3 protein-coding genes are annotated in these 25,824 nt (G+C 72.6%); all 3 read right to left on the bottom strand.

Going from position 1 to position 25,824, the window contains the following annotated elements; genetic code table 11:
• Window positions 1–32: 32 nt before the first annotated feature.
• From AC6JA9_RS11275 to AC6JA9_RS11265, 3 genes are read right to left on the bottom strand one after another with little or no spacing between them, the layout of a single operon-like run.
• Window positions 33–9,731, bottom strand: coding sequence for an amino acid adenylation domain-containing protein (locus AC6JA9_RS11275; protein WP_497959657.1), 9,699 nt, complete (start codon window positions 9,729–9,731; stop codon window positions 33–35).
• Window positions 9,728–13,783: a non-ribosomal peptide synthetase gene (locus AC6JA9_RS11270; RefSeq protein WP_497959656.1), complete on the bottom strand. Its 4,056-nt coding sequence runs from the start codon at window positions 13,781–13,783 to the stop codon at window positions 9,728–9,730. The genes AC6JA9_RS11275 and AC6JA9_RS11270 overlap by 4 nt, the downstream gene beginning before the upstream one ends.
• Window positions 13,780–25,824: an SDR family NAD(P)-dependent oxidoreductase gene (locus AC6JA9_RS11265; RefSeq protein ID WP_497959655.1), complete on the bottom strand. Its 12,045-nt coding sequence runs from the start codon at window positions 25,822–25,824 to the stop codon at window positions 13,780–13,782. Before AC6JA9_RS11265 ends, AC6JA9_RS11270 begins: the two co-directional genes overlap by 4 nt.

The following is a 25,824-nucleotide window of genomic DNA, read 5'->3' as shown; positions in this document are numbered from 1 at the left end:
CATGAACGTCGGGGCAGGCAACCGCGGGGGGACTAGCTCTCACCCATCAGCTTCTCGAGGGCCGCGAGCTTCTCGTCGAGCAGCGACCCCAGCTCCTCCTCGGGGCGCCGCTCCAGCTCCGCCAACGTCGGGCCCGAGTCCTCCACCGGCGCTGTCGGCGTGGTGGGGACGAGGGGGCCCAGCTCGAAGACCTCGAGCGCCAGGTGCTCGGCCAGCGACTCGATGCTGGGGTGCTCGAACACCAGCGTGGCCGCCAGGGGGCGCTCGAGGCCCAGGCTCGCCTGGAGACGGTTCTTCAGCTCGACGGCCATGAGCGAATCCAGGCCCGAGTCGAACAGCCGCAAGCCCCCCGACCTCGGCGCGGAGGCATCCCAGCCCAGCACCTGGGCGACCTGCTGGTGCACGTGCTCGAGCAGCAGCTCCTGCTGACGCCCTCGCGGCAGCCCCTTCAGCCGCGCCCGCATCGGCGACGCCGTCGCGCGGGGCATGCCCGCCCGAGCCTCGTCGAGCAGGCCCGACAGGACCTTCGGCGCGCCGACCTCTCCGAAGCGCCGCAGGTACCGGGGCCACTCGATGGGCAGCACCGCGACCTGCGCGCGGCCCGACTCCATCGCGTGTCCCAGCAGCTCCAGTCCCTGCTCCGGTTCAATCCACTCGAACCAGCGCCGCGCCTCCGGCACCTCGAGGGCCGCCGCCATTCCGCCGCCACTCCAGGGGCCCCAGTTGATGCTCACCGCGCGCAGCCCGAGCGCGCGACGGTGGTGCGCGAGCGCATCCATGAACGCGTTCGCGGCGGCGTAGTTGCCCTGCCCCGCGGCCCCCAGCAACGAGGCGGAGGACGAGAACATCACGAAGAAGTCGAGCGGCAGCTCCAGCGTCTGCTGATGGAGGTTCCAGCTTCCGCGCTGCTTCGGTGCGAGCACGCGCTCGAAGCGGGCCCAGTCCTGGTGGAGGAGCGTCCCGTCCTCCACCACACCGGCGACGTGCATCACGCCACGCAGCGGTGGCGCGTCGCCGGAGAGGGTGGCCAGCGCTCGCGCGACGTCCTCGGGCCGCGAGACGTCCCCTCGCACGCACTCGATTCGCGCCCCGGCGGACCGAAGCGACCGCAGCGCCGCCTCCGCCCCAGGACTCGCCTCGTTGCGCCCCATCAACACCAGATGGCGTGCGCCGCGCTCCACCATCCACCGGGCCACGTGGAGGCCCAGGGCGCCCAGGCCACCCGTGACGAGGTAGGTCGCATCCTGTCGGAGCTGTGACACGGAAGGCGTCGCGCGTGAGGACACGTCACCGCGCACGAGACGCGCCACGTACCGCTGGCCGCGCCTGATGGCGACCTGCTCACCCTCGGGAGTCCGCAGCAGCTCGTCCAGCAGGGAGCGGAGGTCCTCGTCGCGCGAGTCGCCATCCAGGTCGATGAGCGCCCCCCAGGACTCCGGATGCTCCACCGCGAGCGTGCGACCCAAGCCCCAGAGCGCCGCATGGGCCAATGAGGGAGGCGCCGCCTCGTGCCCCGTGCGCTGGGTGCCGCGCGTCACCAGCCACAGGCGAGGCGGCGGCGTACCTCCACCACGGCTCAACGCCTGGACCAGATGGAGCGCCCCCATGCAGGCCAGGTCCTGGGTCGACGGCGCGGACAGCCCGCCCCCGAGCCCCCACAGATGCACGATGCCCCGACACGGCTCGCCCCCTGTGGCGGTGAGGTGCTGGAGCAGGCGCGAGAAGTCCTCGGCCCGGGTCGGGTCGACCGCGTACGTCCCACCCTCACGCGCCTCGTAGGTGCTCCCCGCGAGGACCCGGACGCAGCGAGCGCCCCGCGCCTCCAGCGACTTCGCGAGGTCGTCCGCCAGACCGCCCCCATCCGCGAGCAGCACCCAGGTACCACTCGAGGTCGCCCCGTCCGGGAGCGCCGTCAAGGAGCGAGGCTCCCAGGCGAGCCCGTAGGTCCAGTCCCGCCCCGTGCCGAGAATCCGCCGCAGCGCGGAGCGGCTCACCTGTTGGAAGCGCAGCCCCACCAGCTCGACGCACACCCGTCCAGCCTCGTCGAGGATGCGGACATCCCCGGTCGACGTGCTGCCCGCCCGCATCGAGACATGGCTCCAACACGTCGTCCCCGGCTCGCTCCAGACCACGAGCCGCTCCAACCCGACGGGAAGGACGAGCACGTCCTCCGGGGTGTCGCGGCCTTCGCCCAGGAAGAGGGCGCCGCAGACCTGGAGACACGCATCGAGCATCGCGGGGTGCAGTGGCGCACTCCACGTCTCCGCGGTCAGCGTTTCGGGCCGTCGCACCTGGCCCAGCGCTTCGCCTTGTCCCAGGCGGATGCGCTCGAGGCCCTTGAAGGCCGGGCCGTAGTGGATGCCGCGCGCGTCGAAGTGCGAGTAGAGCTTCGCTACGGGGACCTCCGCGGGACACCGCGCCAGCAACTCCGAGAGCGCGCGTGGCTCGGGGGTGACGACCTCGGCTCGCGCCCTGGCGAGACTCCCCGACGCGTGCAGGGTCCAGCTCGACGCATTCGCGCCTCGGGAGCCCTCGTCTTCCGCGCTGAAGAGCTGGAAGGTGTACGTGCCATCACCGCTCGGAGACACGACGAGCTGGAGGACTCGCTCGGCGGCACCACGCAGGACGAGCGCATCGTGGATGAGCAGCCCGTCCACCGGATGCACACCAGCGCCCAGGAGCTCGACGGCCGCGGCTCGCGCCAGCTCCATGTAGACCGTGGCCGGCAGCACCGTCGCGCCGTGCACCTGGTGCTCGGCGAGGAACGGCATCGCGCCGGTGCCCACCGACGACTCGAAGACCGTCTGCGTGAGCGCGGGAGAGCGGAGGCGTCGACCCAACAACCCCGCGCCACCCGAGCTCGGCGTCGCGGCTCGAGCGTTCTCACGAGGACGCTCGACCCAGTAGCGCTCACGCTGGAAGGGATACGTCGGCAGCGCCACCCGTCGGCGCGCGTACCCCTTGTCCACCCCCGCCCAGTCCACCTCCACGCCCTTTACGTACAGCTTCGCCGCGCTCCCCAGCAGCATCTCCCAGTCGCTGCTCCCGGGCCTCAGGCTCCCCACCCACTGCGCCTCTCCCTCTCCCAGGTACCTCTTCCCCACCCCCGTCAGCGTCGGCTTCGGCCCCACCTCCACGAAGACCCGGTATCCCCTCTCGTACAGCCCCTTCACTCCCTCCCAGTACCTCACCGGCTCCCTCAGGTGCCTCGCCCAGTACCCCGCCTCCCTCTCCTCCCCCTTCACTTCCTTCCCACTCACGTTCGACACCAACTCCAGCTTCGCCCTCTTCATCCCCACCTTCCCCGCCGCCCTCTCGAACCCCTCCTTCATCGGCTCCATCAGCTCCGAGTGGAACGCGTGCGTCGTCTTCAACACTCGGCACTCCTTCCCCCTCCCCTTCAGCCTCCCCTCCACCTCCTCCACCTCCTTCACTCGCCCCGCCAGCACCACCTCCCCGGGCCCGTTCACCGCCGCAATCAGCTTCCCTCCTCCTTCCCCCTTCACCTCCTCCTCGCTCGCCAACACCGCCACCATCTTCCCTTCACCCTCCAGCCCCTCCATCAACCTCCCTCTCTCCATCACCAGCTTCAGCCCCTCCTCCAGGCTGAACACCCCCGCCACGCACGCCGCCACGTACTCACCCAGGCTGTGCCCCATCACCGCCGCCGGCTTCACTCCCCACTCCCTCCACACCTCCGACAGCGCGTACTCCACGCTGAACAGCGCCGCCTGCGACACGCTGCTCCTCTCCAGCAGCGCCCCCTTCCCTCCGTACAACACCTCCACCAGCGACTCCCCCACCTCCCCCTTCACCACCTCCTCGCACCGCTTCATCACCCCGCGAAACGTCTCGCTCGTCTCGTACAGCTCCCTCCCCATCCCCTCGTGCTGCACTCCCTGCCCCGTGAAGAGCAGCACCACCTCCTCCGCCTTCCTCGCCTGCCCCTCCGCTCCCCTCTCCACCCCGCCACCGCTCGCGTACCTCGCAAGCTCCTCCCTCAACTCCTCTCCCGTCCTCCCCACCACCGCCACCCGGTGCGCGAAGCGTCCTCGCCCCGTGTTCGCCGTGAAGCACGCGTCCCCCACCTCTTCCCCCAGCCCCTTCGCGTACCGGCCCGCAAGCTCCCTCAGTGCCTTCTCGCTCCTCGCTGACAGCGCCAGCACGTGCCTCGGCCTCTCCGCCACACCCTTCCTCTCCACCTCCGGCGCCTCTTCCAACACCACGTGCGCGTTCGTCCCGCCGATGCCGAACGAGCTCACGCCGGCGCGGCGCGGCGTCGAGGCGGCGCGCCACTCCGCGAGCCGCGTGTTCACGAAGAAGGGGCTGTGCGCGAAGTCGAGCTGCGGGTGAGGTGCCTTGAAGTTCAGGCTGGGAGGAAGGCGTCGGTGCTGCAGCGACAGCACCGTCTTGATGAGCCCGGCGATGCCCGCCGCGACCTCCAGGTGCCCCACGTTGGTCTTCACCGAGCCGATGGGACAGACGCCCACCGCGTCGGCGTCGGCACCGAAGGCCTGCTGGAGCGCGGCGAACTCGATCTGGTCGCCCAGCGGCGTGCCCGTCCCGTGCGTCTCGATGTAGCCGATGCTGCGGGGGCTCACGCCCGCGGCCGTCAGCGCGGAGGCGATGACCGCGGCCTGCCCCTCCTGGCTCGGCGCCGTGTAGCCAACCTTCACCGAGCCGTCGTTGTTGACCGCCGAGCCGCGGATGACGGCGCGGATGCAATCGCCATCCGCCAGCGCGTCGGTGAGGCGCTTGAGCACCACCACACCCGCGCCACTTCCGAAGAGGGTGCCCTGGGCGTCCGCATCGAACGCACGGCAGTGACCATCCGGGGAGAGGATGCCGCCCTGCTCGTAGAGATAGCCGGAGCGCTGCGGCAACCGCACGGCCACGCCACCGGCGAGCGCCATGTCGCACTCGCGATTGCGCAGCGCCTGACTCGCCAGGTGGACGGCCACCAGCGACGAGGAGCACGCCGTCTGGACGCTGATGCTCGGCCCCTTCAGGCCGAGCCGATACGAGACATGCGTCGCCAGGTAGTCCTTGTCGTTCCCAATCAGCGTCTGCAGGTCTCGGACCGCGCCCTCTCGCCCCACCGACGAGCCGAGGTGGAACAGGAGGTAGTTGCTGATGATGGAGCCGGCATAGACCCCCACCAGCGACTGGAGGCGCTTCGGGTCATAGCCCGCGTCCTCGATGGCCTCCCACACACACTCCATGAAGATGCGGTGCTGAGGGTCCGTGAGCCGGGCCTGCTTCGGCATCAGCCCGAAGTGCTCGGCGTCGAAGAGCTCCACGTCGTCGAGCACCGCGCCGGCCCGGACGTAGCGAGGGTCCTCCAGGTGCGAGGGCTCCAGCACCGAGCCGCGCAGCTCCTCCTCCGTGAAGAACGAGACCGACTCGACCCCGTCACACAGGTTCCGCCAGAACTCCGCCAGGTTCCTCGCGCCGGGGAACCGGCCCGACATCCCGACGATGGCGATGGCCGACTCCAGCGCAGGGTCCGGACGCGCGCTCGGCACGGGCACGGCCTTCGGACGCGGCGCCTCACGGACAGGCTCGCGTCGCGCCTCGGTGCTCCGCGTCGACACGTACTCCGCCAGCGCGCTGACGGTGGTGAACCGGAACATCTGCGCGATGGGCAGGTCCACGTGGAGCCGCTCTCGCAGCCGCCGGTGGACCTGGACGATCTGCACCGACGTGCCCCCCAGGTCGAAGAAGTTGCGGTGGATGTCCACCTCGTCCAGGTGGAGCACCTCCTGGAGGATGGTGGCCAGGGAGCGCTCCACCTCCGTGCGCGGCGCACGGGACGCGGGCAGCGCCACCTGCGCGCTGTCGCTCGGCTCTCGCAGGGCGTCGCGGTCCACCTTGCCGTTGGACGTCAGCGGCAGCGCGTCCATCAGCACGAAGGACGTGGGGACCATGTAGTCCGGGAGCCGGGCGACCAGGTGACGCCGCAGCTCCTCGGGGAGCGAGGTCGCCGGGGCCGAGCGCGTCGCGGGCGTGGCCTTCTTCACCGAGGCGCCGACGCCCCCGACCAGGAAGCTGTGCAGGAGGACATGCCCCGCGTCCAGCGCGAGCTGCTGGCGCAGCGGCTCGAAGTCCAGGCCACCAATCGGACACAGGCCCAGCTCGCCTCCCACCGCCGAGCCCATCAGGAGCTGGGCGATGTAGCCCGCCTCGAGCAGACAGAAGTCCCGCGCGAGGTCTCCGTACAGCGGCTGGATGGCGTCGAGCTGGCCGACGAGGAACACGGACAACGCCGCGTCGTCGAAGGTGGCCCGGTTTCCCGGCGCGTGCTGGGCGCGGCTCATGACCACGTCCGGCGAGAGCAGCACCAGCGCGTGCTGCTTCGGATGGTAGTAGTACGTCCCGCCCGCGAGCCCCTGGACCCGCCCGGCCTTGACGTGCAGGTAGACCTGCACCGGATAGAGCCCTCCCGCCGACGCGTAGCGGTACTTGGGGAGCAGCGAGTCCTCGAGCTGGACCTGCATCAGGCAGCTCAACAACTCGGCGAGCTGTCCGACGGAGACGGGGCTCGAGCGGAAGGACTTGTGACTGCGCCGGTCGACGACGGCCTGGAGCCGCGCGGCGTCGAGGGCCGGCTTCGCGAGCGCGATGGACTCACGGGCGCCGACATCCGTCCGCAGCCCACGCCCCTTCAGCTTGAACTCGAGGCGCGCGATGGGGTCGGAGATGACGCCCAGTCGAGGCTCCGGTTCATGCGCCTCATCCAGCGTCGCGTCCGAGGGCTCCTTCTCGAGGACGTGGGTCGGAATCGTGGCGTCCGGGACGACATAGGCCACCAGGCGCCGAGGCCCGCCCGGCTTGCCGAGCGCCTTGACCACGGCCCCTCTCACGGCTGGGTGTGAATCGAGCGCGGCCTCGATTTCGCCCAGCTCGATGCGGTGCCCCTGGATCTTGACCTGGAAGTCCTCGCGGCCGAGGAACTCGATGTTCCCGTCCGGCAGGAAGCGCCCCAAGTCACCGGTGGCGTAGAGGCGCTCACCGGTTCGCGGGTGGACGATGAAGCGGGCGGCGGTGCGCTCCGCGTCGCCGTGGTAGCCCAGCGCCAGTCCCACCCCGCCGATGTAGAGCTGCCCCGCCACCCACTCGGGGCAGGGCTCGAGCGCGTCGTCCAGCACGTGGAAGCGCTGGTTCACCATCGGGCGGCCGTAGGGGATGCTCCGCCACGCGCGGTCGACCTCGCCAATCCGATACAGGATGGACCAGATGGACGCCTCCGTCGCGCCGCCCAGGCTCACCAGCTCGATGCCCGCGCGCTGGCTCCGGATGCGCTCGGGCAACGTGACGGGAATCCAGTCACCGCTCATCATCACCAGGCGCAGCGAGTCCGGCAGGCGCTGCCCCGCGCCCTCGACGAACTCGATGAGCATCTCCATCAGCGCCGGAACCGAGTTCCACACCGTCACCCGGCCCTGGGTGAGGACCGACAGCCAGTGGCTCGGGTCGCGCAGCGTGCCGGGCGCCGGCATCACGATGGCCGCCCCCGCCGCGAGCGTCCCGAAGACGTCGTAGACCGAGAGGTCGAAGCTGAGCGACGAGAGCGCGAACACCCGGTCCTCGGGCCCCACCCCGAAGCGCGCGTTGATGTCGACCAGGGTGTTCACCGCACCCTGGTGGTCGATCATCACCCCCTTGGGCCGCCCCGTCGAACCCGAGGTGTAGATGACATACGCGAGGCCATTGCCTTGCACGGCGGGAGGCTCCGCGTCCCCGACATCGAGCGCGCCGTCCAGGTCCACCGCGAGCCGCCGGGGACCCTCGGGCCAGGTGAGCGACGCGTCGAGATGCGCCTGCGTGAGCACGAGGTCGACGCGCGCGTCCCGCAGCAGCTCGTGGAGCCGCTCGGTGGGCAGGCTCGGGTCCAACGGCAGATAGGCCGCGCCCGCGCGCAGGATGGCGAGCGCGGAGAGCACCTGCTCCGGCCCCTTCTCCGCGACGATGGCCACCAGGCGCTCCGGCCGCGCGCCCCGGGCGATGAGCCATGACGCGAGCCGCGCCGAGCGCCGCTCCAGCGCTCCGTAGGTGAGCACCTTGTCGCCCGCGATGATGGCGGGCGCCTGGGGCCGCGTGGCGGCCTGACGCAGGAAGAGCGTCTCCATCCGCTCCGACGGGACGGGCCGCCCCGTGGCGTTGTAGGCCTCCCGACGCGCGAGCTGCTCGGCCGGGAGCGGCTGCCGCGCGGGGGCCTCCCAGGCGGACGGGTCCTCCACCAGCCGGCGCAGGAGCCGGACATAGGCCCCGAAGAGCGCGTCCATCAGCCCCTGGGGGAACTGCGCGTCGACGGAGTCCCAGCTGAAGTACAGCGCGTCGTTGAGCTCGAAGACCTGGTGGTCCAGCCACACCTGCGGCGTCTGGCTGACGACCTCCACGATTCGCACGCCCTCGCCCATCCGCAGCGAGCGCCCCGTCTCCGACAGCAGGCTCGTGAACACGAAGGGCATGCCCATCCCCGTGTCCAGACGGCCGAGCCGGGCCGCCTCGCGCAGGACCTGCACGCTCGACACGATGGAGTGCTCCAGGTCGTCGAAGAGCTGCCCCTGCAGTCGCCGGGCGCGCTGGGCGAAGGACTCGGGCTGGGAGCCGTCCACCTCCAGCAGGATGCCCGAGGTGAAGTCGCCGACGATGCGCTCCACGTCCTCGAGCAACGGCAGCCGGTTGAAGAGCGTCAGGTTGAGCGTCAGCCGCTGGCCGCGGCCGTGGGCGCGCAGCACCTCGCCATAGGCCGCGGCCAGCGCCATGGACGCCGTCACCCCCGCCGCGGCGGCGCGCTCGCGGAAGGTCTTCCACGCGGCGGGCTCCAGGCCGCCCTTGCGACGGGAGAAGCGACGAGGTCCCCGGGTGCCCGGGTCGGCGGCGAGCGGCAGCTCGGGCGGACCGGGCAGCGTCGCCAGCCGGCCGCGCCAGTACTCGAGCGCGCGCTGATAGGCCTGGGCCCCCTGCTCGCGACGTCGCGCGGCGGCGGCGAAGTACTCGCGGAAGGTGTGCTTCAGCGGCGCGAGCGGCGCCTCCAGGTCCTGGTACAGCACCACGCACTGCTCGATGAGCAGCTGCACGCTGAAGGCGTCCGCCACGAGCAGGTCCAGGCTGATGTGCACATGGACCTGTCCCCCCGGCAGCTGGGAGGCGCGGACCTCGAAGAGCGGGAAGCGGTCGGCCGGCAGCACCTGATGGGACAGCTCCGCGCGAATCGCCGCGAGGTGCGCGTCGACACTCCCGTCCGAGGCCGCGCGGAGGTCGTACGTCGTGACGCGGAACGGCGGCACGGAGGCCAGGACCACCTGCTCGCCCGTGGGCAGCACCACCATGCGCAGCATGTCGTGGTGCTCGATGAGCCGCTGGAGCACCCGCTCGAGGCGTGCGGGGTCCAGCGCGTCGAACGCGAGCTCCAGGTAGCTGTGCGCCGCGACGCCGCCCGCGTCGAACGCGTCCTGCCGCCCCACCCAGTAGGCGTTCTGGATGTCGGTGAGGGGGAACGGCGAGAAGCGCACGTCCTCCGGCGGGGGGACGACCGCGGCCTGGACCTCCGCCACGCGGGGGGTGGCGCTCAGGTGCTCCACGAGCTGGTGCTTGCGCTCACGCAGCGCCGCGCGCACCTCGTCCGTGACGTGGCCCGGAGGCGCGCGGAACCGCAGCGCCTCGCCCTCCACCCACAGCTCGATGCCCTGCCGCTGAAGCTCGACGATGAACTCGGCCGTCTTCACAACGCCCCCTCTTCCCAAGCGATGGAGCCGCCCACCAGGCTGTGCAGGTACACGTGCGGCTCCTCCAACCGGAACGCGGCGCGGAGGTCGTCGAAGCGCAGCTCCCCCACCTGGCAGAGCCCCAGCTGCTGCTCCGCGGCGCGCAGCTCCAGCAACTGCGAGATGAGCCCCGCCTCGAGCAGCGCGAAGTCCCGCCACTTCTCGCCGTAGAGCGGCGCGATGGCGCGCCTGTCACACACCAGGAAGAGCGAGAACGCGGAGCTGGCGAACATGGACCGGTTGGTGGGCGCGTGGAGGCTGGCGTCGAGCGCGTCCACCGCAGAGAGCCGCACCAGCGCGTGGCGCGCCGGCTCGTGGTAGTACGCGCCCGCCTCGAGCCCCCGAACCCGTCCAGCGCTCACGTGGAGGTACAGCTGGACGCCGTACGCGCTCCCCGCCGAGCCGTACTGGTACTTGAAGCGCCCTCCGACCTCGAGCGAGCGCAGACACGACAGCAGGCGACCCAGCGCCTGGGCCTCCACGGGCTCGGACGAGAAGGTCCGGTGGCTGGAGCGCTCCAGGTGACGGCGCCGCGCCTCGCCCTCGGAGAGCCCGGCCATCGGGACCACGGGCGTCCCCGCATCGAAGGTGCGGACGCCGTGGCGCGCGCGCTTCCAGGCCTCGCGTTGCTCGGGGTCCAGCAGCAACCCCTCCTCCACCTTCGCGCTCGCGGGTGGGGCCTCCGCCGGCGGGTGCCGGGTGTAGTAGGCGACGATGTCCGCGGTGTTGCGCAGCGTGAGGAACTCCGACATCCGGGGCCGGCTCCCGAAGGCCTGCTCCAACATCGTCGCGAGCTTGATGAGCTCCACCGACGTGGCGCCGAGCTGGAGCAACGACGCCTCCGGCTCGACGCTGGGGCGCTTGAGGACCTCGGCGACGAGGCGGGTGATTCGCGTGAAGACCTCCCCGCCCCGCGCCTCCAGGGGCAGTGAGCCGTGGACGGGCTCCTCCACCGGCGTGGGCAGGGCCTTGCGGTCGACCTTGCCGTTCGCCGATTGCGGCAGCGCCCGCAGCCGCATGAAGACGCCCGGCACCATGTAGTGCGGCAGCGTCCTGCCCAGGAACTCCCGCAGCGCGTCGTCCGTGGGCGCGGGCTGCCCCTCCATGGGGACGACGTAGCCCACCAGCTTGCGCTGCGTGCGCTCCCCGGGCGCGGCGACGACGGCCTCGCGGATGGCGGGATGGCGGCAGAGCGCGGCCTCGATTTCGCCCAGCTCGATGCGGTGACCGGCGACCTTGACCTGGAAGTCCTTGCGGCCCAGGAACTCGATGTATCCACCGGGCAGGAAGCGGCCCAGGTCGCCCGTGCGGTAGAGGCGCTCGCCGGTGCCTGGGTGCGTGAAGAAGCGCGCGCGCGACAGCTCCTCGTCGCCGAAGTAGCCCCGGGCCAGGCCGGCGCCTCCGATGAAGAGGTCGCCCGGCACGTGCTCCGGCCGCGGCGCCAGCGCCTCGTCGAGCACATGGAAGCGCTGGTTCAGCATCGGCCGGCCGTAGGGGATGCTGCGCGCCCCGAGCTCGACCTGGGTGATGGGGTGCAGGATGGACCAGACCGCGCCCTCGGTCGCCCCGCCCAGGCTGATGACCTGGATGTCGCGGGACAAGCGGCGGATGCGGTCCGGCAGCGTGACGGGAATCCAGTCACCGCTCATCAACACCAGGCGCAGGGACTCCGGGAGGCGCTCACCGCGCGTCTCCACCAGGTCCACCAGCATCTCCATCAGCGTCGGGACGGAGTTCCACACCGTCACGCGCGCCTCGCGCAGCCACCGCAGCCAGCTCGCGGGCTCCCATGTCGCGTCGGGCTCGGGCAGCACGAGCGTCGCGCCCGCCGCCAGGCTCCCGAAGATGTCGTAGACCGACAGGTCGAAGCCCAGCGACGACAGGCCGAAGACCCGGTCCTCCGGGCCGACCCCGAAGCGGGTGTTGATGTCCTGGAGCGTGTTCGCCGCGGCGCGGTGCTCGACCATCACCCCCTTGGGGCGCCCCGTCGAACCCGAGGTGTAGATGCAATACGCCAGGTCCGCCGGCGAACGTGCCGGCGCGTGCGGCGGCTCCCCGGTCGCGCTGTCCGGGATGCTCACCACCCGGACGCCCTCCGGCCACGCGAACCGCTCCACCAGCCCCGGCTCCGTCACCACGACCTGCACCTTCCCCTCCTGAAGGAGGAGCCGGCGGCGCTCGTCCGGCAGCGCGGGGTCGATGGGGAGATAGGCCGCCCCGGCCAGTGGGATGGCCGTCACCGCGACCACCTGCCTCCAGCCCTTCTCCAGGATGACCGCGACCAATCCATCGGGCCGCGCATCCAGCTCGACCAGTCGGGTCGCCAGCGCGCCCGCGTGTCCACGGAGCTCCGCGTAGCTCAGCGTCCGCTCCGCGCTCACCACCGCGGCGTGCGAGGGGGCGCGTCGTGCCTGGGCCAGGAAGAGCGCCTCCAGGCGCGCCTCGGGGATGGGCGACGCGGTGGCGTTGAACGCCTCACGGCGCGCGGCCTGCGCGGCCGGCAGTCGCACCGGGGAGCGCGCCGCCCAGACGGCGTCCTCCTCCGCGAGCCGACCGAGCAGGGACTCGTAGGCCGCGAAGGCGTCCTCGAGCATGCCCGCGGGGAAGAGCCCCTCCGGGCTGTCCCAGGAGTAGCGCAGCGCCCCGTCCTCCTCCCGGACCTGGTGGTCGAGCCACACCTGCGGCGTCTGGGTGATGCCGTGGACCGTCTCGCCCAGCCACCCGAAGGGAGAGCCCGCGCCCGCGCCACCGGGCCTGTGTCCCAGCAGGCTCGTGAAGACGATGGGCATGAGTGCTCCCGCGGCACCTTCGCGCCGCCTCGCGCGCTCGCGCATCACCCGCATGCCGCTGAAGAGCAGGTGCTCGAGGTCCCGGGCCAGCTGCTCGCGGAGCTGGACCGCGCGCTGGGTGAACGACGTGCCGCGCCCGTCGACCTCGAGCAGCACGTTCGTCGTGAAGTCACCGACCACCTGGTCGATGGCCGGGTGGATGGGCAGGCGCCTGAAGAGCGTGAGGTTGAGGCAGAAGCGGGCGCTCTCGCTCCATGCGGCGAGCACCTCCGCGAACGCGGCGCAGACCACGCCGGAGCGGGTCAGCCCGGCTTGCGCGGACCGCTCCTTCAGCCGCTCCCATCGCCTCGCGTCCAGGCTCCCGCCCAGCCGCCGGAACGCGGGGCGCACCAGCTGCTCGGGAGGCGTGGCCAGGGGCAGCACCGGGGCTTCCGGCAGGTCATCCAGGCGCGCGCGCCAGTAGGCCTCGGCGCTCCGGTAGGCCGTCGTATCGCGGGCGGCGAGCTCCGCGAGCACGTGCTCCCGGAAGGACACCGGGACCGGCTCCAGCACCTTCTCCGGCGTCACGTACAGCTCGCGCCACTCCTCGAGGAGCGCGAGCACGGCGGCGGCGTCCATCGTGATGGCGTCGATGTCCAGGTGGATGCGCGTGCGGTTCCCATCGAGCAGCGTCGCGCGCAGCTCGAAGGTGGGCCACTGCCCCAGCGGCACGGAGCGGTTGGAGAGCTCCTGGCGAATCCCGGCGAGCTTCGCCTCGACGACGTCCCGCGCCTGTCCACGCAGGTCCAGCACGGGCATGGAGAAGGACGGCACCTGCTCCAGCACGCGCTGCTCCCCCGACGGGAGCACCACGGCGCGCAGCATCGCGTGCCGCTCGATGAGGCGCCGCCACGCGCGCGACAGCCGCTCCACGTCCAGCGCCTGGCCGTCGAGCTCGTGGTACAGGTGGCAGGAGATGCCGCCGACGCCGAAGTCGGTGCCGCGTCCGACCAGATAGGCCTCCTGGATTTCGGTCAGCGGGAAGGGCGCGTGCTCCTGCTCGGAGCGGAGGGCCTCGCCCTGGCGTCGGAGCAGCTCGAGCACCTCCGCCTTCCGGGCGGCGATGTGCTGCTGCAGCTCGGGCGTGATGACGTTGCGCGCGGCGCGGACCCGGAGGTGCTCGCCGTCGACCTTGAGCTCCACACCCAGGCGCGTCAGCTCGGCAATCAGTTCGGTGGCATTCAAAATTGGAACTCCTCCATCGGGTCATCCAGGGCCGCCTCCGGCGGAGGCGGCACGGCGTCGAGGCTCTCGAGGACGAGCGCCACGAGGTCGTCGAAGCTCAGGCCGCTCAACAGCTTCACGGCCGGAACCGAGACCCCCAGCGCCAGCTCCAGCCGCGCCTTGAGCTTCATGCCCATCAGCGAGTCGAAGCCGAAGCGGACCAGCGGCAGGCGGCCGTCGGCCAGGTCTCCAGGGAGGGCCAGCATCGAGACCACCTCGCGCCGCAGCGAGCCGTCGACACGCGCCCGACGCTCCTCGGGGGTCATCCGGGCCAGCTCGTGGAGCGCGGGAAGTCCCTCGGCCACCGCCGTGCCCGGGGCCCGGGGCCGCGCGCGGAGGAGGAAGTCGGTCAGGAGCGAGGCGTGGTCCGCCGAGGGATAGACCTGTCCCCACTTCGCCCAGTCGATGCGGGCGATGCCCACGTGCGTCTCGGTCGTTCCTCGCAGGAGCCTGCCGAGGATGGCCACGCCCTCGTCCGGCGCGAGGCTCTCCAGACCCAGGGCCTCCAGCCGGGCGCCCCGGTCGGCGCGCGCCGCGGCGAGTCCGACCTCCGCCCAGGGGCCCCACGCCAGCGAGCACGCGGGCAGTCCACGCGCCCGCCGCTCGGCGGCCAGCGCATCCAGGAAGGCGTTCGCGGCGCTGTAGTTCGCCTGCCCCACCCCGCCGAGCAGCGCGGCGATGGAGGAGAACATCACGAAGAAGTCGAGCGGGTCCGCTCGCGTCTGCTGGTCCAGGTGGAGCGCCCCCGCGACCTTCGGCCGCAGGACCCGCTCGATGCGCTCGCGCTCCTGGCTCGCCAGCAACGCATCGTCGAGCAGCCCCGCCGCGTGGATGACACCCCGAAGCGGAGGCATGTCCGCGCGCAGCTCCGAGAGCGCACGCGCGAGGGACTCCCGCTCGCCCACGTCCGCCGCGAGCACACGCACCGAGACGCCCTCCGCCGCGAGGGCCTGGAGCACGACGCGGGCCTCCTCGGAAGGCGCGTTGCGCCCCAGGAGCGCCAGGTGCCGCGCGCCCTCCTTCGCGAGCCACCGCGCGCACCGCAGCCCCAGCCCGCCCAGGCCCCCCGTGATGAGGTACGTCGCGTCCGCGACGACCGGCACGGGGCCGGGCTCCGGGATGACCTCCAGGGACTGGAGTCGCTGGGCGAGCCGCGCGCCGTCCCGCCACGCGACGCGGTCCTCGCCATCCAGGAGCCGCAGCTCCGTGCACAGCGAATGCACCGTGTCCGCGGCCGGCGCGGGGTCCAGGTCCACGAGCGTGCAGCGGACTTCAGGGTGCTCGTGGCGCAGCGTGGCCCCGAGCCCCCAGAGCGGCGCCTGGGCCAGCGAGAGCGCGTGCCGCGCGTCCGTCGACTGAGCGCCCCGCGTGACGAGCCACAGCCGGGGGGGCACCGGGCGCTTCAGCTGCGTCAGGGCCTGGAGGACCCGCACCGCGCCGACCAGGACCTCGGTGGTGACCCGCGCCTCGCTCCCGGGCTCCAGGGCGCCGACATCGAGCGCCGCCAGGTACATCACCCCGCGACAGGGGCCCGCGCCGAGCGCCGCTTCCAATCGGCCCAGCAGCGACGCCTCCGACTCCGTCGATTCAGGGGCCGCCATCACCTGGCACGGCGAGCCCTCCGCCCCCAGCCGGTCCGCCACCGCGGCGCAGACACCGCCACGGTCCGACAGGAGCAGCCAGGGTCCCGTCTCCCGCGTCGGAGCCGTGACGGGAGGCGCCGGTCGCCACCGGACCTGGAACAAGTCCTGGCCGGGCGCACGCACGCGCTCCCTCACGAAGGCCTCGCGGGGCGCGCGCCGGACGACGAGCCCCTCCACCCACGCGACCGTCACCCCGTCCTCACCGAAGAGGCGGAAGTCGGCGCTCAGCGTCTCGCCATCCTTGCCGCTCCCGGGCCGCGGCATGGCGTGCGCCCAGAGCGTGCCGCGCGGCGGCGACAGGAAGACCACGCCTTCGATGCCCACGGGAATCAGGGGCACGCCGTCATCGCGCACGACGCCCGGGACGCCGCGCAGGACATGGAAGAGGGAGTCGATCAACCCGGGGTGTAACGGTGTCGCCGGCTGCCGGTCCTCGGGCTCCGGCGCGCGCATGCGTCCCAACGCCTCCCGCTCCCCCCGCCACAGCTGCTCGACCCAGCGGAAGCGCCGCCCGAGCGAGATCCCCTCGGCATCCATCGTCTCGTAGACCCGCGGCACCTCGAGGGGGGTCGGACATCGCGCGCGCAGCTGCTCCAGCGACACCGCCGCGTCGACTCGCGGCGCACCGGAGCGCAGCACCTTGCCCTCCGCGTGGAGCACCCAGTCGCCCCCCGCCTCCTGGCTCTGGATGCGGAAGGAGGCGCGTCCCGACTGCTCCGCCCCCACCACCACCGAGACGGGACGCACGAGCCCCGCCTCCACCACGAGCGCGCGCGGGAAGACGATGTCGGCCAGACGAATCGGCGCGGTGCCCTGGAGCGACTGGAGCGCGGAGAGCACCATCGAGACATGCCCGGCCCCCGCGACCACCACCGCGCCGTGGAGCAGGTGCTCGCCGAGCAACGGCATCCGCTCCACCGACAGCTCCACCTCGAACAGGGTCTCCGCCAGCGGAGAGCGCACGCGGCGCCCGTGCAGGGGCAGCACCTCCTGCGTGGAGGCGGGCCTCGAGGCGGCGGGGGCCGGGCTCGCGACCCAGTAGCGCTCCTTGCGCCAGGGATAGGACGGCAGCGGCACCAACGCCCCGCCCTCGGGGAAGAGCCGCTCCCAGGCTGGCGAGACGCCCGCGACGAACAGGCCGCCCAGCAGCGCGCGCAGGGTGTGGCGCTCGGCCTCTCCCCGTCGCAGCGCGGACACCACCGTCGCGCTCCGGCCCGCCTGCTGGAAGCACTGCTGCACCGGACGCGACAGGACCGCGTTGGGTCCAATCTCGACGAAGAGCGAATGGCCTTCGCTCGCGAGCGCGGAGATGGCGGGGGCGAAGCGCACGGGCTGCCGGAGGTTGCGGGCCCAGTAGTCGCGGTCGAAGTCCCGCCCCTCCGCGCGCAGGCCGGTGACCGAGGAGAAGATGGGGAGCGCCTCGGGCCGTGGGCCCAGTCCCTCCAGCGCCTGTCGCAGGGCCTCCAGGTGGGGCTCCACCGCGTGGCTGTGCGAGGCGTAGTCCAGGCCGAGCCGACGACAGGAGACGCCGCGCGCCGCCAGCGCGCCGAGCACCTCCTCCATCGCTCCCGCGTCACCGGACAGGAGCACCGACGTCGGACTGTTGAGCGCGGCGATGGACAGCCGCGTGCCATGCGCCGCGATGGCCTCGGCGGCCTCCGCCTCGGAGAGCTCCACCGCGCTCATCGCGCCACTCCCCGCGATGGCCGCGAGGATGCGGCTGCGCTCGAGGGTGATGCGCATCGCGTCCTCGACCGAGAGGACCCCGGCCGCGTGGGCCGCCGCCACCTCTCCGATGCTGGACCCCAGGACCGCGTCGGGCTCCAGCCCCCAGGAGCGCAGGAGCGCCACGAGCGCCGCCTGGAGCGCGAAGTGCGCGGGCTGGGAGATGTGGGCCAGCTCGAAGCGGGGCTGCTCGCGTCGCAGCTCCTCGATGACGGACCAGCCCGCGAGCTTCATCAGCACGGCGTCCACGGACCGCAGGGCCTCGCGGAAGACGGGCTCCTCCTCGAGGAGCGCGCGCCCCGCGCCGGACCACTGCCCTCCCTGTCCGGTGAACAGGAAGACGACCCTGGGGGCCGCGCCGGGGAGGGCATAGCCGGACGTGACGTCCGGGTGCGACAGGCCACGAAGGAAGGCCTCCAGCGCCTCCGCGGCACTGCTTCGGGAACGAGCCACCACGGCGAGCCGATGCTCGTGGTGACTCCGACGACAGCTCGTGGAGTAACAGAGGTCGCGCCACGCCGCGCCGTCCCCTCCGTTCAGCGTCGCGGACAGACGCCCCGCGGCCTCGCGCAGGGACTCCGCCGAGCGGGCCGACAGGACGAGCAATTCGGGACGCTCCACGGACGCCGGGGCCTCTGCCCGAGGCTCACGCTTCGGGGCCTCCTCGAGGACCACGTGGGCATTGGTCCCGCTGAAGCCGAACGAGCTGACCCCGGCGATGCGCCGCGCCCCGTCCGGGACCTGCCACGCGCGGTGCTCGGAGATCACCTCGACGGGCAGCTCGGCCCAGGGGATGTGGGGGCTGGGCTCCTTGAAGTGGAGGCTGCGCGGCAGCTCGCCCTGGCGAAGCGCGAGGATGGCCTTGATGAGGCTGGCGATTCCCGCCGCGCCCTCCAGGTGTCCCAGGTTCGTCTTGACCGAGCCGATTCCCAGCGGCGAGGAGGCGGGACGCCCACGCCCGAGGACCGCCGCGAGCGCCTGCACCTCGATGGGGTCACCCAGAGACGTCCCGGTGCCGTGCGCCTCGACGTAGCCGACGTCGCGCGGGGCGACGCCACCCTGGCGCAGGGCGCTCTCGATGACGCGCTCCTGGGCGGGCCTGCTCGGCGCCGTGAGGCCATTCGAGCGGCCATCCTGGTTGACGGCCGTCCCCCGGATGACGGCGAGGACGGGGTCGCCCTCCGCGAGCGCCTCCGACAGGCGCTTGAGGACCACGACGCCCGCGCCCTCTCCTCGCACATAGCCATTGGCGGAGCGGTCGAAGGCCTTGCAGGCGCCGTCCGGGGACAGCGCCTTCAGCTTCGAGAAGTAGACCGTCATGCGCGGCGAGAGCAGCAGGTTCGAGCCGCCCACGAGCGCGACGTCACACTCCCCCTCCCGCAGGCTCTGGCAGGCCAGGTGCGTGGCGACCAGGGACGAGGAGCAGGCGGTGTCGACGGCGAAGGTGGGGCCCTCCAGGCCCAGCGCATACGCGATGCGTCCGGCCGCCACGCTCAGCACGCCACCGGAGCCCGAGTAGGCGTTGATGCCGCGAGCATCGGCGGCGTTGAGTTCCAGCAGCGCGTAGTCGCTCAGGCAGATGCCCAGGAACACCCCGGTGGGGGTCCCCTTGAGCCGCTCCACCGCCATGCCCGCGCGCTCCAGCGCCTCCCAGCTCAGCTCCAGCAACATGCGCTGCTGCGGGTCCATCGACCGGGCCTCCGCGCCGGAGATGCCGAAGAACGAGGCGTCGAACGCGTCGATGTCGTCGATGAAGCCGCCGTGTCGCGAGTACGTCTTGCCGGGGACCTCCGGGTCCGCGTCGTACCAGTCGTCGAGCGCCCAGCGCGAAGCGGGCACCTCGCGCACCGCGTTCACGCCGTCGGCGAGCAGGCGCCAGTAGTCCTCCGGGCTCCGGACCCCACCGGGCAGCCGGCAGGACATTCCCACCACGGCGATGGGCTCCGCGCCGTCCACGGCCGCCCTGCGTGGCTTCACGGCCCGAGGCGCCGGCTCCGAGGCCGCCGCGTCGGCGGAGGGGAGCTCGCGCCCCAGGAAGTCGAGCAGCTGCTCCAAGCTCGGGTGGTCGAACAACAACGTGACGGGGAGGGAGCGACCGAGCGCGGTGGACAAGGCGTTGCGCAGCTGCAACGCCATCAGGGAGTCGAGCCCCAGCTCCTGGAGGGGTCGACGCGGGTCGATGGGCGACGAGGACGACAGCCCGAGGACGTCCGAGGCCTGCGACTGGAGCAGCGCGAGCAGTCGGGCGCGGGCCTCACGAGGCGAGGCCCCCGCGAACACCGTCGAGGGCGGCGCGGAGCGGGTGGGCTCGGCGCGACGAGGCGCGAGGACCTCGAAGAAGGCAGGCAGCCCCTCCCGCACCGCGCGCCCGCCGGCGGCCACGACCACGGTCTGCGTGAGGTCGGCGCCGAGGATGCCCTCCAGCGACGCGAGGGCCGCGGCGGGGGCGAGCATCCCCACTCCGAAACCGGACCAGGACTTGCCGGCGTCGGCGGACAGCCGCGCGGCCATGCCCACTTCGGCCCAGGGGCCCCAGTTGATGCTCGTGGCCGTCAGACCGTTGGCGCGCCGGTGATGGGCCAGGGCGTCGAGGAAGGCATTGGCGGCGGCATAGCTGACCTGTCCCGTGGTCCCGAAGACGGCGCTCACGGAGGAGAACAGGACGAAGAAGTCGAGGCGCGACTCGAGGGTCTCGTGATGGAGGTTGAGCGCCCCGTGGACCTTGGGCGCGAGGACATCGGCCATCCGCGCCGCGTCCTGGAGCACGAGGAGGCCATCGTCGAGGACACCCGCGGCATGCACCACGCCCCGGAGCGGAGGCATCGCCGCGCGGCACTCCGACAACACCCGCGCGACCTCCTCGCGCGACGACACGTCGGCCTGTCGCACGGTGATGTTCGCGCCAGCGGACCGCAGCGCATCCACGCGTGCTTGCGCGAGCGGCTCCGGCGCACGGCGGCCCATGAGGACCAGGTGACGCGCGCCCCGGTCCACCATCCACCGGGCCACCTCGAGCCCCAGGCCCCCGAGGCCGCCGGTGATGAGGTACGTGGCGTCGGCGGAGAGAGACAGTGGATGGGGCGCACGCGGAAGCCGCGCGCGTGCGAGCCGGGCCACGAGGCGACGACCCGAGCGGAAGGCGACGCGGTCCTCATCCTGCGACGAGGAGAGTTCCTGGGCGAGCAGCGCCGCGTCCTCTCCATGAGAGGACGGGTCCAGGTCGATGCGCACACAGTGCAGCTCGGGGTGTTCGAGGGCCACCACGTGGCCCAGGCCCCAGAGCGGCGACTGCTCGACGGCGAGGACGCCCTCCTCCACACCGGTCGCCTGCGCGCCTCGCGTCACCAGGACCAGACGCGGTGGAATCCCACCGCCATGGGTCGCCAGCAGCTTCACGAGCCCGACCCCACGCTCGACACCGCCGAGTGGCGAGGACGTATCGAGCCCTCGCAGGTCGACGACTCCGACGCGGGCCCGCACCGATTCGCCGAGCGCATCGAGACGCTCGAGCAGGCGCCGCTCATCGCCCTTGTCGGAGGACCGCTCCTCCACACGTGCACCAGCGCGACCGTGGTCGTCTGAAGCACTCGCGTCGCCGTGAGCGCCAGGACGTGCGAGGTCGGAGGAGAGCACCTCCACGCGAGCACCCCGAAGCTCGAGCTGTCGGGCGAGCGCCTCCGCGAAACCGCCGCGGTCCGCGAGGAGGAACCAGGTGACGGGCTCACTCGCGGAGGGCAGCACCGCCACGGGCCGAGGCTGCCACTCCACCTGGAAGTGCAGCGGCGCAGCCCCCGTGTCTCGTCGCAGGACCGTGTCCCGAGGCGCCCGGCGAATCGTCAGGCCGTGGACCTCCGCCACGACGACACCCGCGTCGTCCAGCAACCGCAGGTCCACCGTCGAGGCTTCGTCGACCGCGCCCGTCCCCGAGCGCAGCACGAGATGACAGAACCGAGGACGTTGCGCCCCGTGGAGCACGAACCGGTCGATGCCGATGGGAACGAAGGCCATCCCCTCGATGGACGAGAAGCCCGAGACCGCCCCCAGCACCTGGAAGCACGAGTCGATGAGCCCCGGATGCAGCCGGTAGTCCTCCGCGCCATCCCCCACATCCGGAAGACGCAGGCGCCCCAGCGCCTCCCTCTCGCCCCGGGAGACCGCCTCCAGCCAGCGGAACTGTCGCCCCAGCACCAGGCCCTGTCGGTCGATGCCCTCATAGAAACGCTCGATGGACGGGAGCGCCTCGAAGCGGGCCTCGAGCCCGGCGAGCGGCTCGGCCTCGGAGGGCGCTTCCTCGCTTCGCTCCAGTCGCCCCGTGGCATGCAGCGTCCAGCGCGGTGACTCCGTGTCATCGCTCGCGAGCCGGGTCGACAGCCGGAAGTCCCCCAAGGACGAGATGGACACCTGGAAGACCCGCTCCTCGGCGTCCTCCATCACGATGGGACTCAGGAACAGCACATCCTGGACGCGACAGCCCTCCGGCCCCCAGAGCCGACGGGCCGCCTCCAGCAGCATGCCGACCATGCTCGCGCCCGCGACCACCACCGTGCCGTAGAGCCGGTGGTCGGCGAGCAGCCGCACGCGGTCCGCCCGAAGGGAGGACTCGAAGCGCGCCTCGCCGAGGGGAGCCTCCACCGCGCGCCCCAGCAGCGGATGTCCCTTGTCTGGCGTGGCCCCGGGCGCGACGTCGAACCAGTAGCGCTCGCGCTGCCACGCATAGGACGGCAGCGCCACCCGCCGGCCCCCACGGGGGAAGACGCCCTTCCACGCGGGCTCGCGCCCCAACGTGTGGAGCGCCCCCAACGCGGCGAGCATCGTGACGCGAGGGGGCCGGTCACGGCGCGCGGAGAACAGCGCCGATGTCCCCTCCACCCCCGAGGCCTCGAGCGTCCGCGCCAGCGGCTGCGACAGCACCGGATGCGGGGAGACCTCGACGAAGACGCGGCAGCCGTCGGCGAGCATCGCCTGGATGGCCGGTGCGAACAGGACCCGCTGTCGGATGTTCGCGCGCCAGTGGTCCGCGTCGAGCACCGAGGCCAGGACCCGCCCACCCCGGACCGTGGAGTACAGCGGCGTCACCAGCGCCTTGGGCGCGAGCTCCCGCGTGCATTCGTCCAGCTCCGCCAGGTGCGCGTCCATCTGCGCGCTGTGGAACGCGTGGTCGACGTTCAGGAGCCGGACGCGAATCCCCTGCGCCTGGAGGCTGTCCCGCAGCGACTCCAGCGACGCGCGCTCTCCCGAGACGACGATGTCCTCCGGACCGTTGAGCGCGGCGACCGACAGCGCGTCACCGTGAGGCGCGAGCAGCGGCGACAGTCGCTCGAGCGAGGTCGCCACCGTGGCCATGCCTCCGCGTCCGGCCGTCTTCCCCATCAAGCGGCTGCGGCTCACGACCAGGGCCATCGCCTCATCGAGCGACAGCGCGCCGGCGAGGTGCGCCGCGCTGACCTCTCCGATGCTGTGCCCCACCACGGCGTCCGGACGGATGCCCCACGCCGCCCACAGCGCGGCGAGCGACACCTGGAAGGCGAACAGGAGCGGCTGCTCCACCTCCGTGCGCGGCGGAACGGCCCCCTCCCGCGCGGCCTCCATCGCCTCGACGAGCGAGGCCCCGGTGCGCGCGCGGAACACCAGGTCGCAGCGCTCGAACATCTCCCGGAAGCAGGGCTCCTCCTCGAACAGGCGGGTGCTCTCCCCGAGCGGGAAGCCGCCCTGCCCCGAGAACACGAAGCCCACGCGCGGCGCCTCGCCCTGCCGGACCACCCCCTGGGCCTGGAAGGCCCGCGGCGACGCCCCCTGGCCGAACGCCTCGAGCTCCTCCGCCAGCGCCGCCCGCGTCCGGGCCACCAACGTCAACCGGTGCGCATGATGGTCACGCCAGAGCCCCGCGGTGGCGCAGAGGTCCGCGAGCGAGGGTGTGGGCGCGCCGCGAAGCTGCCGGGCGACACGACGGGCCTGCTCCCGGAGCGCGGGCTCCGTCCTCGCGGAGAGCACGAACAGCTCCGCGGCTCCGTCGGCGGTGGGAGGCACGGGGGCCTCCGGCAACACCCGCTCCCAACGAATCGCGTGGCCCGCCGAGGCGAGCGCGTCGAGCGCGCGATGAAGCCCATCCAGGTCCGACGCTCCGCGCTGCAGCCCCTGCACCACCGTGGCCGTCGCCGCGTGGGCCGCGATGTTCTCCTCCACCGAGCGCGCGTGGATGGGATGCGGGTTGACGTCGAGGAAGACCTCGTGTCCGGAGTCGAGCAGCGTCTTCACCGCGTCGGCGAACCGCACGGGCGCCTGGAAGTTGTCGGTCCAGTACCCGGGTCCCAGCGACACGCCGTCGACGAACGCGCCCGACACCGTCGAGACCATCGGGATGCGCCCCGGCAGCGGCCTCAGCGCCGGACAGCCCACCAGGAAGAGCGGCGCGAGCGGCGCCACCTGGGGGATGTGCGCGTAGAAGTCGATCTCCACCGTGCGCGCGAAAATCCCCTCCGCCACCAGCCGCGAGGCGAAGTCCTGGAGGGCCGAGGGCTCTCCGCCGATGCCCGTGGACCGGGGGCTGTTCACCGAGGCGATGGCGATCCTCCCCGCCCCGGCGAGGCGCGCCTCCACCTCCGCCGCGGGGAGCCCCACCACGCCCATGCCCGCGCCGCCCGTCACGCTCCGCTGCACCTGGATGTAATGGCGCGCGAGCGCGAAGACCTCCTCCAGCGTGAGGATTCCCGCCACGTGCGCCGCGGCCCACTCGCCCACGCTGTAGCCGATGACGGCGCTCGGCTCGACGCCCCAGTCCCGCCACGTCGCCGCGAGCGAGACCTGGAGCGCGAGGACGACTGGCAACTGCACCTCGCCCCGCTCGAAGCGCGAGCGGTGGCGAGGCGCGAGCAACGCCTCCACGAGCGAGTCGCCCCCGAGCCCCCGGTACACGGCGTCACACGCCTCGAAGCGCGCACGGAAGACGGGCTGCGTCGCGAGCAGCTCCCGCCCCATGCCCCACCACGCCGAGCCGGCGCCCGCGAAGAGGAACGCGACCTTCCTCGGCCCTCCGGGGAGCGGCGGGCGGGGCACGACGGAGGGAGGCGCCACGGCCCGCCGGGGCCCCGGCAGATGCTCCTCGACGACGAGGTGACAATTGGTGCCCCCGAAGCCGAAGGAGCTGATGCCCGCCAGCGCGGGCTCCTCGTCCCTGGGCCACGCCGTGAGCGCCGTCTGCATGCTCAGGCCCAGCGCATCGAACGGGATGTGCGGGTTCGGCTGCTCGAAGTGCAGGCTCGCCGGGAGCCGCCGCTTCCGGATGGAGAGCGCCACCTTGATGACGCCCGCGACGCCCGCGGCCGCCTCCAGGTGCCCGATGTTGGTCTTCACCGAGCCCACGCGAAGGGGCTGCCCGGAAGCGCGCGCCGCCCCGCCCAGCACGGCGCCCAGGGCCCGGGCCTCTATCGGGTCGCCCAGCGGCGTTCCCGTCCCGTGCAGCTCGACATACTGCACCCGCGCGGGGTCCACGCCCGAGGCGCCGTAGGCGGCGCGCAGCAGCTGCTCCTGGGCCTTGGGGCTGGGAGCCGTCAGCCCGTTGCTGGCGCCGTCGTTGTTCACCGCGCCGCCACGGATGACGCAGTAGATGGAGTCCCCATCCGCCAGGGCGCGCGACAGGGGCTTGAGGACGACGACGCCCGCGCCCTCTCCGCGCCCGTAGCCGTTGGCCCGCGCATCGAAGGTCTTGCACCGCCCGTCCGGCGCGAGCGCACCGAAGGCAGAGACGGCCTGGAGCGTGCGGGGAGAGAGATTGAGCTGCACGCCCCCCGCGAGCGCCAGGGTCGACTCGCCCGCGCGCAGGCTGCGACAGGCCTCGAGGATGGCGACCAGCGACGAGGAACAGGCGGTGTCGATGGCCAGACTGGGGCCCTCGAACCCGAACGTATAGGAGACCCTGTTCGCCACGATGCTCCCGGCGTGGCCGGTGCAGGTATGAAGGGAGGCGGAGGCCCCCTGGAGCGTCTGGAGGTCGGCGTAGTCGCGCCAGACCAGCCCCGTGAAGACGCCGGTGCGCGAGCCCCGCAGCGTCCCGGGCGCGATGCCCGCGTCCTCGAGCGCCTCCCACGACAGCTCCAGCATCAAGCGCTGCTGGGGGTCCATCTGCCCCGCCTCCCGGGGCGAGATTCCGAAGAAGCCCGGGTCGAAGCGGTCGACCGTGTCGAGGAACGCCCCAGGTCGCTCCCAGGCTCCGGCAGAGGCCGCCCAGCGCTCCGGGGGCACGTCCGTCACGCAGTCGACGCGCTCCTGGAGGACCCGCCAGAAGCCCTCGGCATCCGGCGCGGAGGGGAAGCGACAGGCCAGCCCGACGATGGCGACAGGCTCCGAGGGCTCCTGGCCGGGCACGTCCCAGCCGGGCTTCGACGCCGCTTCGGGTCCCAGCAGATGGGCCGCCAGCCCCGCGGGTGTCGGATGCTCCCAGATGAGCGTGGGCGACAGCGGCCGCCCCAGCACCCCCGACAGCCGGGAGATCAACTTGAGCGCGACGAGCGAGTCGACGCCCATCTGGAAGAACGGCGTCGCGAGCCCCACCTCGCTCGCCTCACGCCCCAGCAACGAGGACAGCTCGACCGCGAGCCACGCCCGCAGCCCGTCGACGTCGCCAACCCGCTCTTCCAT

This window comes from Myxococcus sp. MH1 (assembly GCF_059738865.1).
The sequence above is the reverse complement of the archived record's forward strand: the minus strand, read 5'-3'. Positions and strand labels throughout refer to the sequence as shown.